Below are 12,837 nucleotides of genomic sequence, written 5' to 3'. Positions count from 1 at the left end.
GGGACGACGTGGGGGCCGTGGTCGCTGGATGATGATCTGGAGTCGATTCACGATCCGGCTCCTTTCCGAGGGTACGACGAATAGATACCCAACAGTCACGAGGGGTACCGTGACTAGTGATGCTGGCTGATCCGCATTTCGCCCACCCGGCGCTGTTCTATCGCGGCGACCGGGAATACGTGCTGGCCATCTCCGCCTTCGTCAGGGAAGGACTGGCGCTGGGCGAGCCGGTGGCCGTCGCCGTTCCCGCGCCCCACCTGGACCTGATCGAGGACGAGCTGGGCACGCAGGTGCGCGGGGTCCGCCTGGTCGACATGGCCATGGCCGGGCGCAACCCGGGCCGGATCATCCCCGCCGTGCTGCGCGACTTCGCCGACCGCCACCCCGAACAGCGGGTCAGGATCGTCGGCGAACCGATCTGGCCGGGGCGCAGCGAGGCTGAGCTGCCCGCCTGCGCGCAGCACGAGGCGCTCATCAACCTGGCCTTCGCCGGGCGCGACGTGACGATCATGTGCCCCTACGACGCGGAACGCCTGCCCCCGTCCGTCCTGGACGAGGCCGAGCGCACCCACCCCGTCCTGATGGACAAGTCGGGCACGCGGGAGAGCTTCGCCTTCGCGCCCGAGCTGGTCATCGAGCAGAACAACCGGCCGCTGTCGGAGCCGCTCGACGCCGTCAGCCTCGACTTCGACACCAGGAACCTGGCCGGCGCCCGCGAGCTGGCCGCCGGGCAGGCCGCCACGATGGCGTTCAGCCCGGCCAGGATCGACGACATCCGCCTCGTCGTCGCCGAGCTCGGCGCCAACAGCCTCGACCACGGCGGCGGGCAGGGGCGCATCAGGGTGTGGGACGAGGGCACCACGCTGGTCTGCGAGGTCACCGACGGCGGCCACATCACCGACCCGCTCGTCGGCCGCAGCCCGGTCGACCCGCGCTCCGCCGGCTCGCGCGGGCTGCTGATCGTCAACCTGCTCAGCGACCTGGTCAGGATCTACACCAAGTCGGGCTCGACCACCGTCCGTACGTACTTTGACCTTGCGGCGGGTATGCCCCACGCATGATCCCGATGCGGGCGCGTGACACCGCCGAGCAGCATCGTGTGGCCACGCCGCTCGAGCTCTTCTTCGACCTGTTCTTCGTCGTCGCCGTCGGCGCGGCCGCGGCCCAGCTGCACCACGCCGTCGCCGAGAAACACCTGGCCACCGGCCTGGTCGGCTACGCGATCGTGTTCTTCGCGATCTACTGGGCCTGGCTGGGCTACACGTGGTTCGCGTCCAGCTACGACACGGGCGACGCGTTCTTCCGGCTGATGACGCTGGTGGTCATGGCCGGGATCGTCATCCTGGCCGCCGGGGTGCCCAAGCTGTTCGTGCAGGACTTCACCCTCGGCGTCACCGGATACGTCGTGATGCGCGTGGCCATGGTGATCTTCTGGCTGCGGGTGGCGGCCGACGATCCGCCGCGCCGTAAGACGGCCCTGCGCTACGCCGTCGGCACGACGGTCGTGCAGCTGTTCTGGGTGGGTTTCCTGCTGGTGCCCGCCGAGTGGAAGCTGGCGTTCTTCGTCATCGGCGCGATCGGCGACATGGTGATGCCGGTCTACGCCGAGCTGGCCGGGCGCACGCCGTGGCATCCGCACCACATCGCCGAGCGCTACGGGCTGTTCACCATCATCGTCATGGGCGAGAACGTGCTCGCGCTCGTGGGCGCGGTGAGCGAGGGTGCCTACTGGCTGGCGGGGAGCGCGCTGGTCGTGGTGTTCGCCATCTGGTGGCTCTACTTCGACCCGCCCACGCCGGAGATCCTGCGTTCCAACCGCGACGCGATCCCGTGGGGGTACGGGCACCTGGTGATCCTGGGGTCGGTGGCGGCGATCGGCGCGGGCATCGAGGTGGGGTTCGACCCGGAGGCGCACGTCTCGGCGCTCGTCAAGTCCATGGCGGTGGCCGTCCCCGTCGCCGTGTTCGTGCTGACCACGTGGTTCCTGCACATCCGCCCGCACGGCTACGGCCGCCGCGACGACCTGTGCTTCGTCGTGGCGGCCGTGCTCGTGCTGCTGGCGGCGTTCACCCCGGTGGCCGTGCCGCTGATCGCGGTGATCATGGCGCTCCTGGTGGCGGCGACCGCCCTGCTCAGAGCTCCACGGTCGTCATATCCGCATAGCGCTCACCCTTGACCGCGTCAGCCGGTACGGCTCGCGCCAGCGCGGCCAGCTGCTCGGCCGTGAGGGTGACGTCGGCCGCCGCCGCGTTCTCCTCGACGTACTTCAGCCGCTTGGTGCCCGGGATGGGGACGATGTCCTCGCCCTGGGCCAGCAGCCAGGCCAGCGACAGCTGCGCGGCCGTGACGCCCGCGTCGGCGGCGATCTTGACGACCTCGGCGACCAGGGCGGCGTTGTGGGCGGCGTTCTCGCCGATGTTCCTCGGCGTGTACTTCCTGAAGTCGTCGTCGGGCAGCTCGTCGGCCGGGGGGACGGTGCCGGTCAGGAAGCCGCGGCTGATCGGCGAGTAGGCGACCAGCGCGGTGCCCAGCTCCCTGGCGGTGGGCAGGATCTCGGCCTCGATGCCCCTGGTGAACAGCGAGTACTCGCTCTGCAGCGCGGCGATCGGGTGAACGGCGTTAGCCCTGCGCAGGGTGTCCGCGCTCACTTCCGACAGGCCCAGATTGCCCACCTTGCCCGCCTGGACGAGCTCGGCCATCGCGCCCACCGCTTCCTCGATCGGGACGTCGGGGTTGCGCCTGTGCATGTAATAGAGGTCGATGTGGTCGACGCCGAGGCGCTTCAGGGAGGCGTCGCAGGCCTGGCGGATGTAGGCGGGGGAGTTCTCGACGGTGCGCACGCCCTCCTCGCGCCTGACGCCGAACTTGGTGGCGAGGACGACCTCGTCGCGCCTGTCCTTGATGGCGCGGCCGACGAGTTGCTCGTTGTGGCCGCTGCCATACATATCCGCCGTGTCCAGAAATTTCATGCCAAGGTCTAGGGCGCGGTGGATGACGGCTATTGATTCGTTTTCGTTGGCTTCGCCGTAGAACTCTGACATGCCCATGCAGCCGAGGCCCAGTTCGGAGACCTGCAGGGTGCCGATGGTGCGCTTGTTCATGCCTGCTCCCGATAGGAATTGATCTTGTAGTCCAGGGCGGCGAGGTCCTGGGTCAGCTCGGTGATCCTGGCCCGGACGCGGTCGCGGTGCTCCTCGAGCATCTTCTTCCGCTCTTTCCTGGTGTGGTCGCCCATCCTCGCCAGCTCCACGTAGCGGCACATGTCGGCGATCGGCATGCCGGTCGTGCGGAGCTTCGTCAGGAAGACCACCCACGTCAGGTCGTGCTCGTCGTAGTCGCGGTGCCCGCTGCCATTCCTCCCCACGGAATGGATGAGCCCGATGCGCTCGTAGTAGCGCAGGGTGTGCGCGGTGAGCCCGGTGCGACGCGCCGCCTCCTGGATCGTCATGTCTCCAGGGTGGACCTTAGAGTGCGCTCCAAGTCAAACCCTGAGGGGGCAGGCACTACCAGGGTCTGTCTTCCCGCAGGTCATCGCGGTTGCCCATCCCAAAGTCGTAAGGGTCCTTTCAGGGGTGCTTCGGGCTGATCTCCGATGTTCGGCAACCGCGTATTCCGCGAGTTTTGTAGTCATGAAGGCATTGCTTGTCAGCGGGTTCTCGGCCATCGGCGCCGGGGTAGGCGCCATGCTCACGTTGCACGCCGAGGCGGGGCTCGACCCGCTGCACAGCGTGATCAGTGAGTACGCCTTCCAGTCGATCGGCTGGCTGCTGCCCGCATCGCTGACATTGTTCGCCGCGGGCTCCGCGCTGATCGCCGCAGCGCTGCGGCGCTCGGGCGCCTCCCAGTCCGTGGTGCTGCTCGTGCTCGGGTGGGGGGTGTGCATGTTCCTCATCGGGGCGTTCCCGACCGACCGGCCCGGGGTGCCGCTGTCGCTGTCGGGGGGCATCCACCGGTACGCGGCGTTCGCCGCGTTCCTGGCGATGCCCGCGGCCGGGTTCCTGCTGGCCAAGACCCGGGTCCGTTACGCGCGGGCGGTACGGATCCTCAGCGGGATCGCGCTGGGGGCGCTGCTGCTGGTCGTCGTGCCGTACGTGGTGCGGATGTTCGGCATCCCGCTCACCAACGCCGACATCCCTGCGGGGCTCACGCAGCGGCTGGTCGTGGTGACCGAGGTGGGGGTGCTGGCGCTGGCCGGGCTCTCGCTCATGAAGGTGAAGTACGGCGCGCTCAGGCGAGCCTGACGGGGGCGCTGCGGCCCGCGGTTCCTTGTGATCCCGCGGGCCGCAGCCATTTCCGTCGCGGCGCCCGGCCGCGTGCGGCCGGTGAGCGTCTTCCTGGAATGTCCCCAGCCCTGTGCGGCGGGTGGTGCGTCTCCTGGCTCCGCCGTACCTCCAAGGGTGTTTGTGATAGATGTGGTGGCACCTTCCCCCGAGGAGCCCGATGGAGATCGTTCTCTCCCTGACCTGCGTGGTCCTGGCCGCCATCGCCGTGGTCGGGGCGCTCAGGTTCGTCAGAGAGCTGGAGGAGCAGGAGCGGCGGCACGCGGCCGACCTCGCCGACCTCGACGCCCGCACCTCCCAGCTGGAGCGCCACAACGCCGCCCTGGAAGAGCTGGAGGAACGGCACTCCGCCGAGCTCGCCGAGCAGGCCGAGACGCACGCCGCCCAGCTCAGGGCCCTGCTCGACCGGCACTCCATCCAGGTCGACGCGCTGCGCAGGCAGATGGAGCTCCTGCACACCGTGCCCGGCAGGATCACCTGCAAGGGCGGCTCGCCCGCCTCGCTCACCACCGCCTACGAGGCGCTGCTCACCTCGCTGTCCATCGACGTGGTGTCGCGGGCCGAAGACGACGACGGGATCTCCTACCGCCTCCGCGTTCCCCCTGGTACGGCCCTCGCCGAACTGCCGGGCGACGACGCCTGGGCGCTGCTCGGCGCCATGCGGGAGCTGCCGTCCGCGCTGGCCACCATCGACGCGTTACGCATCGAGGCCATCGGCGGGCACCTGCGCTGGGGGCGCCACGACGTCACCTCGCAGGCCCCTGAACACTTGTGAAAAGCATGGTTTTGCCCTGCCGGTCGAGTGGTCATGAGAAGGGAATGACGATCCTGCTTGCTTACGACGGTTCCGACGACGCGCAGGCGGCCATCGCCTTCGTCGGCTCGCTGGTCAAGCCGCAGCCGGTGGTGGTGCTGACCGTGTGGGAACGCATGGCCATGTCGGCCATGCGGGGATCGGTGGGGATGATGCCCACCCTCGACAGCCCCGAGGCCGACCAGGCGATGGGCGAGGCGATGTCCGAGCTGGCCGAACAGGGGGCCAGGCTGGCCAGGGAGGCCGGGCTGGAGGCGACGGCCAGGGTCGAGACCGACTCGCTGGCCGTGTGGTCGACGATCGTGGACGTCGCGGACCAGATCGACGCGTCCCTGATCGTGACCGGGACGCGTGGGCTGGGGAAGGTGGCGTCGCTGCTGGTCGGCAGCACGTCGAACCGGGTGCTGCACCACGCCAAGCGGCCCGTGCTCACCGTTCCCTCCGCCCAGTAGAGTGCCCCTTTGTGACGAGTTTCCGTATCGGTGAGGCGGCCGGGCTGCTCGGGGTGAGCGCTGACACCGTGCGCAGATGGGTCGACTCCGGGAAGCTCACCGCTGGGCGGGACGAGCACGGGCACCGGGTGGTGCCGGGAGAGGAGCTCGCCGCGTTCGCCCGGTCGCAGGTGGGGGAGGAGGGGCGGTTCGGGTTCTCCTCCGCGCGTAACCGGTTCACCGGGATCGTCACCGAGGTGGTCAGGGATACGGTGATGGCGCAGGTGGAGCTGGCGGCTGGGCCGTTCAGGGTGGTGTCTTTGATGAGCCGGCAGGCGGCTGACGAGCTGGGGTTGGCGCCGGGGGTGGTGGCTGTGGCGGTCATCAAGTCTACGAACGTGGTTATCGAGCTCGCGTCCTGATCTTTCTTCCGGCCGGTTCACCTAACTGTCGCCGCCGTCTGTCACAGTCTTCTGGGGCACGCCCTTCCAGGGTTGCGCCTCCTTGGGGTTGCCGTCCTTTTGGGTTGCGGCCTCGTGGGGCACGGCGTTTTGGGGCGCGGGCTCTTAGGGTTGCGGTTTTCTGAAGGCACGGCCCCCTGGGGTGATGGCCTCATGGGGTTGCGGCCTCTCGGGTTGCGCCCTTTCGGGGGGTGCCCCTTGTGTGGGCGCGGCCTTTGGAGGGCGCGCTCTTACGAGGGCTGTGGCCTTCTAGGGGGCGAGGCCTTCTGGTGGCGTCCCTTGAGGCTGTTCTTTTGACGGCGTCCTTCTGGGGTACGGCGGGCGGCTGGGAGGTGGGCTCGTGGCGGATGAGCTGGTGCGGCGGCTGGGGACGCGTGATGCGGTCTTTGTCGGGCTGAGCGCCATGGTCGGCGCGGGGGTTTTCGCGGTCTTCGCCCCCGCAGCCGCCTCTGCCGGGTCGTGGCTGCTGGTCGCCCTGGGGGTGGCCGCGGTGGTGGCCTACTGCAACGCCACCTCCTCCGCGCGGCTGGCGGCGCTCTACCCGGCATCCGGCGGCACCTACGTGTACGGCACGCGCCGACTGGGGCCGTTCTGGGGGTATCTCGCGGGGTGGGGGTTCGTCACCGGCAAGACGGCTTCCTGCGCGGCCATGGCGCTGACCTTCGGCGCTTATGTGGCTCCGGGGCTGGCGAGGCCGCTGGCGGTCGGGGCGGTGGTGGCGCTCACGGGGCTCAACCTGCTAGGCGTGCAACGTTCCGCGCTGGCCGCCCGCATCATGGTGTCCTTCGTCCTCTTCGTCCTCGCCGCCGTGGCCACAGCCGCCCTCCTCGGCCCCGGCCCCTCTCCCAACAGCCCCACCAAGAGCACCTCCCTGGGCACCTCGCCGGGCGCTTCCCCGAGCACCTCCCCAGGCACCTCTCTGGGGACCACGTCGGGCGCTCCTTTGGGCACCTCCCCAGGCACTTCGCCGGGGACCCCTTCGGGCACTTCCTCGAGCACCCCATCGGACGCTTTTCTGAGTGCCTCTCCTGGTGCGGCGATGAAGGTGGTCGACAAGGATCAGCGGGTCGAGCTGACGGACCTGCCCGCCGACCACCCGATGGTCGTGGCCTTCACGTCGGCCCGCCTCACGGACGGGCCGGACATCTGGGGGGTGCTGCAGGGCGCCGGGCTGCTGTTCTTCGCATTCGCCGGATATGCGCGCATCGCCACCCTAGGCGAAGAGGTGCGAGACCCTTCACGCACGATCCCCCGAGCAATCGGCCTGGCCCTGGCCGTAGCCCTGGCCGTCTATGCGGTGATCGGATACGTGGCGCTCTCAGTGCTCGGGCCTTCCACGCTCGCTCAGTCGCCCGCCCCGCTGGTCTCCGTAGTGGACGAGTCCGGGGTGGGGTGGCTGGCACCCGTCGTGAAGGCAGGCGCGGCGGTGGCGGCGCTAGGTGCGCTGCTCGCACTGATCCTCGGCGTCTCACGCACGGTCTTCGCCATGGCCCGCGAACGTGACCTGCCCGGATCGCTGGCCGCCGTCCACCCGTCCAGACAGGTGCCCCATCGCGCGGAGCTGGTGGTCGGCGTGGCGGTGATCCTCCTGATCCTGGTTGCCGACCTGAGAGGCGCGATCGGCTTCTCATCCTTCGGCGTGCTCGTCTACTACGCGGTCGCCAACGCCAGCGCCTTCACCCTCACCCCCGACGAGGGCGCCCCACCGAAGGCGATCCCCGTGCTGGGCTTAGCCCTGTGCGCCCTGCTCGCCGCCACCCTCCCTTGGCCATCGGTGGCGGCCGGTCTCGCGGTCTTCGCGGTAGGCACCCTCCTCTGGCTCCTCAAACGCCGCCTCCAACCCACCTGACCCCAACTCCTTCGAACGGACCACCCCCGTGGCCCACACGCCCCTGGGGACACACCTGAGCCCCACACCGCCTGGGGACACACCCCGTGGCCCACACCGCCTGGGGACACACCCCGTGGCCCACACCGCCTGGGGACACACCCCGAAGCCACACCCCCTGGGGACATATCCCTGAGGGCCACAACCCCTCAAGAGACACACTCGGGGAGACACCCCGAGCGGCCACCGCGGAGGGCCCCCTCGAGCGGCCCCAGGACCCCTCTCCGGAGGTCCACCCAAAGGCTTCGCGCCCCGCAGGGTTCGTCCCCGGCGGGCTCGCGCCCACGGGGTCACAACCCCATGGGAGTCCCCCATGGGGGGTCGCCTCCCGCGGGGGTTACCACCCCACGGGGGTTACCACCCCACGGGGGTCACCCGCGAGGGGCACCTCCCCGCGAAGGTCACCCCCATGAGAGCCCCCACGGGGTTGCTCTCCCGAGCAGGGCAGCCCGAAGGGGCTGCTCTCCCAGGAAGCCTCCAGAGAGGGTCACCCCTTCAGGACGGTCACTCCCTCTACGAGGGTGACCGCGTCAGAGGGTTGGGGGTACATTCAGAGGCAGTCGTCGATGGCCCGGGCGTGCCGATGAAAGCGCCCATGACATGACCCCAGCGGAAAGCCTCCGCCCACGCCGATGAGCGGCGTCCGGGTGCGGACGAGCAAAGACCTCAAGTCAACACGCCGCCGCCGTCCCCCAAGCTGCCTAGGCCACCTCACCGTAGCCCCCCTCTGGCCCATGCACGGCGTCAACCTCGGCACCCTGCTGCGTACCTGCGACGCCGTAGGATCCTGCCTCGCCGTACCCCGCCTCCCCTGGGTCCCCGAAGCCCTCGGCAAGGGCAACACGCTCCGTTCGGGCGGATGCGTGCACTGGGTGCGCCCCCTGCGCTGGCTAGAGGAGCGGCGGGCGGCCGGAGACCAGGTGCTCGGCGTCGAGCTGGCCGAGGAGGCGATCAGGCTGGCCGACCTGCCCATGGCCAGGCGTCCGACCGTGGTGGTGCTCGGCCACGAGCGGGAGGGCATCCCGCCCGAGGCGCTCGACCTGCTCGACGCCGTGGTGGAGATCCCGATGATCGGCACGGGCGCGAGCCTCAACGTCGCCGTCGCCGGGTCGCTGGTGGTCTACAAGCTCGCCGGGTTCAGCTAGCATGGCAGGCATGACGAGGACGACGGTGATGATGGCCCCCTAGGGGCATTCCGACGTCTGGACGAGGCCCTGCGAACCGGGGCCTCTTTTTCGTGCACGGGGCCCCACGGGAGGTACCCGATGTACATCACGACCACGATTCCCTATGTCAACGCCCGTCCCCATATCGGGTTCGCGCTCGAGATCGTGCAGGCCGACGTCCTTGCGCGGCGCCACCGCCTCAGGGGCGAGTCCGTACGGTTCCAGACGGGTACGGACGACAACTCGCTGAAGAACGTTCTGGCCGCCGAGGCCGAAGGGGTGCCGGTCACCGAGCTGGTCGAAAGGAACGCGCGGGCGTTCGAGGGGCTGCGCGAGGTGCTCAACCTGTCGTTCGACGCGTTCGTCAGGACCAGCACCGACGCCAGCCACCGCGCGGGCGTCGAGCGGCTGTGGCACGCCTGCGCCGACGACCTCTACCAGCGCCACTACGAGGGCCTCTACTGCGTGGGCTGCGAGCAGTTCTACACCGAGGGGCCCTGTCCTGACGGGCACGCGGCGCCGCTGCAGAAGGTGTCCGAGCGCAACTGGTTCTTCCGCCTGTCCCGCTACCAGGACGCGGTCGCCGACCTGATCAGGTCGGGCAAGCTCAGGATCGAGCCGAAGGAGCGCAGGAACGAGGTGCTGGCGTTCGTCGAGGCGGGGCTCGACGACATCAGCATCTCCAGGTCGGCGGAGCGGGCGCGCGGGTGGGGCATTCCGGTGCCCGGTGATCCGTCCCAGGTGGTCTACGTGTGGTGGGACGCGCTGGCCAACTACGTGACCGCGCTGGAGGACTACGAGCAGTGGTGGGTTCGCGAGCAGCGCAAGGCCCATCTGGTCGGCAAGGGCGTGATCAGGTTTCACGCGGTGTATTGGCCGGCGATGTTGTTGTCGGCCGGTGAGCCGCTGCCCGACGAGATCCTCGTGCACGACTACCTGACCGTCGACGGGCGCAAGATCAGCAAGTCGGCCGGTGGCGCCCAGGACCCGGCCGAACTGGTCGAGCGCTACGGCGAGGACGCGGTGCGCTGGTGGCTGCTGCGCGAGGTGCCGCGCGTCGGCGACGTCGACTTCACCGAGGAGCGGCTGGTCGCGCGGTTCGACGAGGAGCTGGCCAACGGGGTGGGCAACCTGGTCAACCGGGTGGTCACCATGGTCCACCGTTTCTGCGACGGCCAGGCGCCCGCGCTGGCGCCAGAACCGCTGCCCGCCTGCGTCGAGGTGGCCGATCTGGTGGACTCGGCGCTGGACGGGTTCGACTTCCGCCGGGCGACCGGGGCGATCTGGGCGATCGTGGAGGAGGCGAACAGGTTCGTGGAGAACGTCCGGCCGTGGAAGCTGGAGGACCCCTCCGCCGCGCTCGCGACGCTGGTGCACGCGTGCCGGACGCTCGCCGTACAACTGGAGGCTTTTCTGCCGACCGCTGCGGCGCGCGTGGCCGCGCAGGTCGAGGGGGTACGGCTGCCGCCACCGGCTCCGCTGTTCGCCAGGCTCGGCCGTTGACGGGCCTCCCGTGCCGACCTAGGTTGGCGCAAACAGACCAGTCGGTATGGGAGGCTCACATGCCCACCGTCAACACCGTCCGCGGTCCCGTCGACGTCGACGCCCTGGGTCAGACGCTGATGCACGAGCACGTCTTCGTGGTGGCGACCGAGCATCTGGACAACTACGGCAAAGGCGCCTGGTGGGACGAGGAGTTCCGGGTCTCCGACGCGATCGCCAAGCTCAACGCGCTGGTCGCCAAGGGCGTCAGCACGATCGCCGACCCGACGGTGTGGGGGCTGGGCCGCTACATCCCGCGCGTGCAGCGGATCGCGGCCGAGGTGCCGGGCCTCAACATCATCGCCGCGACCGGTCTCTACTCCTACGACGAGGTGCCACACCAGTACGAGCACCGCGGCCCCGGGCTGCTCATGGACGGCCCCGACCCGATGATCGACGACTTCGTCCGCGACCTCACCGTGGGCATCGCCGACACCGGGGTCAAAGCGGCCTTCCTCAAGTGCGTGGTCGAGCAGAAGGGGCTGACGCCCGGCGTCGAACGCATCTGCCGGGCCGTCGCCCAGGCGCACGTGCGCACCGGCGCGCCGATCACCGTCCACACCGACTCCACCACCCAGGCGGGGGTGCTCGCGCTCGACCTGTTCGCCAAGGAGGGCGTCGACCTGGCCAAGGTCGTCGTCGGGCACGCGGGGGACAGCAACGACCTCGACTACCTCATGCGGCTGGCCGACACCGGCGCCACGCTGGGCATGGACCGGTTCGGGCTCGACCTCTACAACCCGACCGCGCAGCGTGTGGAGACGATCGCGGCGCTGTGCGGGCGCGGGTACGCCGACCGGATGGTTCTCAGCCACGACACGGCTTGTTTCATGGACTACTTCGGGGACGCATGGGACGAAGGGGTCCCGGTCATCGCTCCGAACTGGCGTTACGACCACATTCATGATGATGTGCTGCCTGCGCTTCGGGCGTCCGGGGTGACGGGAGAGCAGATTGATCAGATGCTGGTGTTCAACCCGAGGCGCTACTTCTCGTAAGGTGAGGGGCAACAGACCTACACGGGTGGTGGAGCTGGGTGACATCGGAACAGCAGACCTTGTCGATAAGCCTCGGACTGCAGGGACCATGCGTCATCGCCAGACTCACGGGTGACTTCGACTTCAGTTCGGCCGCTGAGGTGCGGGATCGGGTGACCAAGGCGCTCGATCTGACCCAGCCGCCGTTGCTCGTGCTCGACATGCAGGCGGTCAGTGTTTGTGACTCTTCTGGGCTGTCGGTGCTGGTTTATCTGCACAAGGCGGTTACGGCTTCTGGGGGGCGGTTGTTGCTGTCCGGGTTGAACGGGCGGTGCAAGCACTTGTTCGCCATTACGGCGTTGGACAAGTTCTTCGACATCAGGCCTACGGCGGAGCTGGCGATCGCCGAGCTCCACGACCCAGGCCTGCCATCGCCGTTCACCGATTAGGCGAGCCCGCTGAACCACCCTGGCTGGTGTGACGCCGAACCTTCGTGCCGTCGCTGCCCGGCTATGCCGCGGGACTTGGACCTCTTCCCGAGCCCGGCATCTTGACCTCATTCGCGGCTGTCGGCCGCGTGACCCGGGACAGCGTGAGCGCGCCCGCAGACCGATTGATGCCGAAATATTGACCTGTATGCGGCGGTAGTAGTTAATCGAGGGGTCTGAGATCGTCTTCCTCGGGGGAACTCATGGTCAGCCGGTTATTCGGCATCCTCACGCTTATCCTGGCCGCGACCACGCTGGTGGCGGTCTCGCCAGCCTCGGCATCCACCTCGTCCGCGCCGTCGATCGAGGTCTCCGCGGTGGACGCCGCAGGGAAGCCCAGGCTCCTGAAGGGCAAGCCGTACTTCGGGCGGTGCAAGAACACCTGCCACGTCTACGTCAAGCTCCGCAACGTCTCGGGGCAGTCGGTCTTCCAGGTCAACCTCAAGGTCTCCCTGAAGATCAACGGACGGAATGTCGGGACCTGCCGCGACTACGTCGGCACCATCCGCGCCCACCGCCGCGCCACCGCCTCGTGCGTGGTCAGGTCCGGCAAGCTTTCCCGCATGTGGTCTAACAGGTACGACTACGGCCGCTGGTACGCCTACGCCTGGTCAACGGTCCGCTACCTGTACTACCGCTAACCACCCGTCTCACCGCGCGTAGGATGCGCCGCTCGCACGACACACCCGACAGGCAGCGAACGAACGCGAGGCCCCGCGCGGCCGGGCGCGACGCACGTCGGGCGCGGGCCGTTCGCTGGGCGCACGCCGCATCCGACGGGCAGGGGGCG

General features: G+C 69.1%; 14 protein-coding genes. 12 read left to right on the top strand and 2 right to left on the bottom strand.

What is annotated here, in order from left to right:
* Positions 1-119 precede the first annotated feature (119 nt).
* Together ACIBG8_RS38460 and ACIBG8_RS38455 are read left to right on the top strand one after the other, a co-directional pair.
* Positions 120-1,061: an anti-sigma factor RsbA family regulatory protein gene (locus ACIBG8_RS38460; protein ID WP_397348127.1), complete on the top strand. Its 942-nt coding sequence runs from the start codon at positions 120-122 to the stop codon at positions 1,059-1,061.
* Positions 1,058-2,176, top strand: a complete 1,119-nt coding sequence (locus ACIBG8_RS38455; RefSeq protein ID WP_397348126.1) for a low temperature requirement protein A — start codon at positions 1,058-1,060, stop codon at positions 2,174-2,176. The genes ACIBG8_RS38460 and ACIBG8_RS38455 overlap by 4 nt, the downstream gene beginning before the upstream one ends.
* Here ACIBG8_RS38455 and ACIBG8_RS38450 read toward each other — a convergent pair.
* Both ACIBG8_RS38450 and ACIBG8_RS38445 read right to left on the bottom strand, forming a co-directional pair.
* Positions 2,133-3,101 (bottom strand): aldo/keto reductase, encoded by a 969-nt coding sequence (locus ACIBG8_RS38450; protein ID WP_397348125.1) that lies wholly within the window; start codon positions 3,099-3,101, stop codon positions 2,133-2,135. The two genes, ACIBG8_RS38455 and ACIBG8_RS38450, sit on opposite strands and share 44 nt — an antisense overlap.
* A complete protein-coding gene (locus tag ACIBG8_RS38445; RefSeq protein WP_397348124.1) occupies positions 3,098-3,448 on the bottom strand; it encodes a MerR family transcriptional regulator in 351 nt (116 codons plus the stop codon). The genes ACIBG8_RS38450 and ACIBG8_RS38445 overlap by 4 nt, the downstream gene beginning before the upstream one ends.
* A 181-nt stretch (positions 3,449-3,629) precedes the next feature.
* Between ACIBG8_RS38445 and ACIBG8_RS38440 the strand changes: the two genes are divergently transcribed.
* The 10 genes from ACIBG8_RS38440 to ACIBG8_RS38395 all read left to right on the top strand — a co-directional run bounded on the left by ACIBG8_RS38440 (position 3,630) and on the right by ACIBG8_RS38395 (position 12,688).
* Positions 3,630-4,241 (top strand): DUF998 domain-containing protein, encoded by a 612-nt coding sequence (locus ACIBG8_RS38440; RefSeq protein ID WP_397348123.1) that lies wholly within the window; start codon positions 3,630-3,632, stop codon positions 4,239-4,241.
* Positions 4,242-4,440: 199 nt separating this feature from the next.
* On the top strand, positions 4,441-5,055 hold the full coding sequence (locus ACIBG8_RS38435; RefSeq protein ID WP_397348122.1) for a hypothetical protein: 615 nt from the start codon (positions 4,441-4,443) through the stop codon (positions 5,053-5,055).
* A gap of 44 nt (positions 5,056-5,099) precedes the next feature.
* On the top strand, positions 5,100-5,546 hold the full coding sequence (locus ACIBG8_RS38430) for a universal stress protein (protein ID WP_397348121.1): 447 nt from the start codon (positions 5,100-5,102) through the stop codon (positions 5,544-5,546).
* 11 nt (positions 5,547-5,557) lie between these two features.
* Positions 5,558-5,947, top strand: coding sequence for a molybdopterin-binding protein (locus ACIBG8_RS38425; protein WP_397348120.1), 390 nt, complete (start codon positions 5,558-5,560; stop codon positions 5,945-5,947).
* Positions 5,948-6,326: 379 nt separating this feature from the next.
* On the top strand, positions 6,327-7,835 hold the full coding sequence (locus ACIBG8_RS38420; protein ID WP_397348119.1) for an APC family permease: 1,509 nt from the start codon (positions 6,327-6,329) through the stop codon (positions 7,833-7,835).
* Between the two features lie 773 nt (positions 7,836-8,608).
* Complete coding sequence (locus ACIBG8_RS38415; protein ID WP_397348118.1) at positions 8,609-9,019, top strand: TrmH family RNA methyltransferase; 411 nt, start codon at positions 8,609-8,611, stop codon at positions 9,017-9,019.
* Between the two features lie 120 nt (positions 9,020-9,139).
* On the top strand, positions 9,140-10,543 hold the full coding sequence (locus ACIBG8_RS38410) for a methionine--tRNA ligase (protein ID WP_397348117.1): 1,404 nt from the start codon (positions 9,140-9,142) through the stop codon (positions 10,541-10,543).
* 59 nt (positions 10,544-10,602) lie between these two features.
* The gene (locus ACIBG8_RS38405) at positions 10,603-11,580 is read left to right on the top strand and encodes a phosphotriesterase (RefSeq protein WP_397348116.1); all 978 of its coding nucleotides are present in this window, start codon (positions 10,603-10,605) and stop codon (positions 11,578-11,580) included.
* 38 nt (positions 11,581-11,618) lie between these two features.
* A complete protein-coding gene (locus ACIBG8_RS38400; RefSeq protein ID WP_397348115.1) occupies positions 11,619-12,008 on the top strand; it encodes an STAS domain-containing protein in 390 nt (129 codons plus the stop codon).
* 242 nt (positions 12,009-12,250) lie between these two features.
* Positions 12,251-12,688 (top strand): hypothetical protein, encoded by a 438-nt coding sequence (locus ACIBG8_RS38395; RefSeq protein WP_397348114.1) that lies wholly within the window; start codon positions 12,251-12,253, stop codon positions 12,686-12,688.
* Positions 12,689-12,837: the final 149 nt, after the last annotated feature.

This window comes from Nonomuraea sp. NPDC050556 (assembly GCF_044457355.1).
Lineage (GTDB): Bacteria > Actinomycetota > Actinomycetes > Streptosporangiales > Streptosporangiaceae > Nonomuraea.
The sequence above is the reverse complement of the archived record's forward strand: the minus strand, read 5'-3'. Positions and strand labels throughout refer to the sequence as shown.

What these genes read in the sequence shown, in the direction of transcription:
- ACIBG8_RS38410 (WP_397348117.1), top strand. Translation starts at nt 9,140, where the DNA reads ATGTACATCACGACCACGATTCCCTATGTCAACGCCCGTCCCCATATC.
- ACIBG8_RS38460 (WP_397348127.1), top strand. Translation starts at nt 120, where the DNA reads ATGCTGGCTGATCCGCATTTCGCCCACCCGGCGCTGTTCTATCGCGGC.
- ACIBG8_RS38450 (WP_397348125.1), bottom strand. Translation starts at nt 3,101, where the DNA reads ATGAACAAGCGCACCATCGGCACCCTGCAGGTCTCCGAACTGGGCCTC.
- ACIBG8_RS38395 (WP_397348114.1), top strand. Translation starts at nt 12,251, where the DNA reads ATGGTCAGCCGGTTATTCGGCATCCTCACGCTTATCCTGGCCGCGACC.
- ACIBG8_RS38440 (WP_397348123.1), top strand. Translation starts at nt 3,630, where the DNA reads ATGAAGGCATTGCTTGTCAGCGGGTTCTCGGCCATCGGCGCCGGGGTA.
- ACIBG8_RS38415 (WP_397348118.1), top strand. Translation starts at nt 8,609, where the DNA reads ATGCACGGCGTCAACCTCGGCACCCTGCTGCGTACCTGCGACGCCGTA.
- ACIBG8_RS38445 (WP_397348124.1), bottom strand. Translation starts at nt 3,448, where the DNA reads ATGACGATCCAGGAGGCGGCGCGTCGCACCGGGCTCACCGCGCACACC.
- ACIBG8_RS38430 (WP_397348121.1), top strand. Translation starts at nt 5,100, where the DNA reads ATGACGATCCTGCTTGCTTACGACGGTTCCGACGACGCGCAGGCGGCC.
- ACIBG8_RS38455 (WP_397348126.1), top strand. Translation starts at nt 1,058, where the DNA reads ATGATCCCGATGCGGGCGCGTGACACCGCCGAGCAGCATCGTGTGGCC.
- ACIBG8_RS38435 (WP_397348122.1), top strand. Translation starts at nt 4,441, where the DNA reads ATGGAGATCGTTCTCTCCCTGACCTGCGTGGTCCTGGCCGCCATCGCC.
- ACIBG8_RS38405 (WP_397348116.1), top strand. Translation starts at nt 10,603, where the DNA reads ATGCCCACCGTCAACACCGTCCGCGGTCCCGTCGACGTCGACGCCCTG.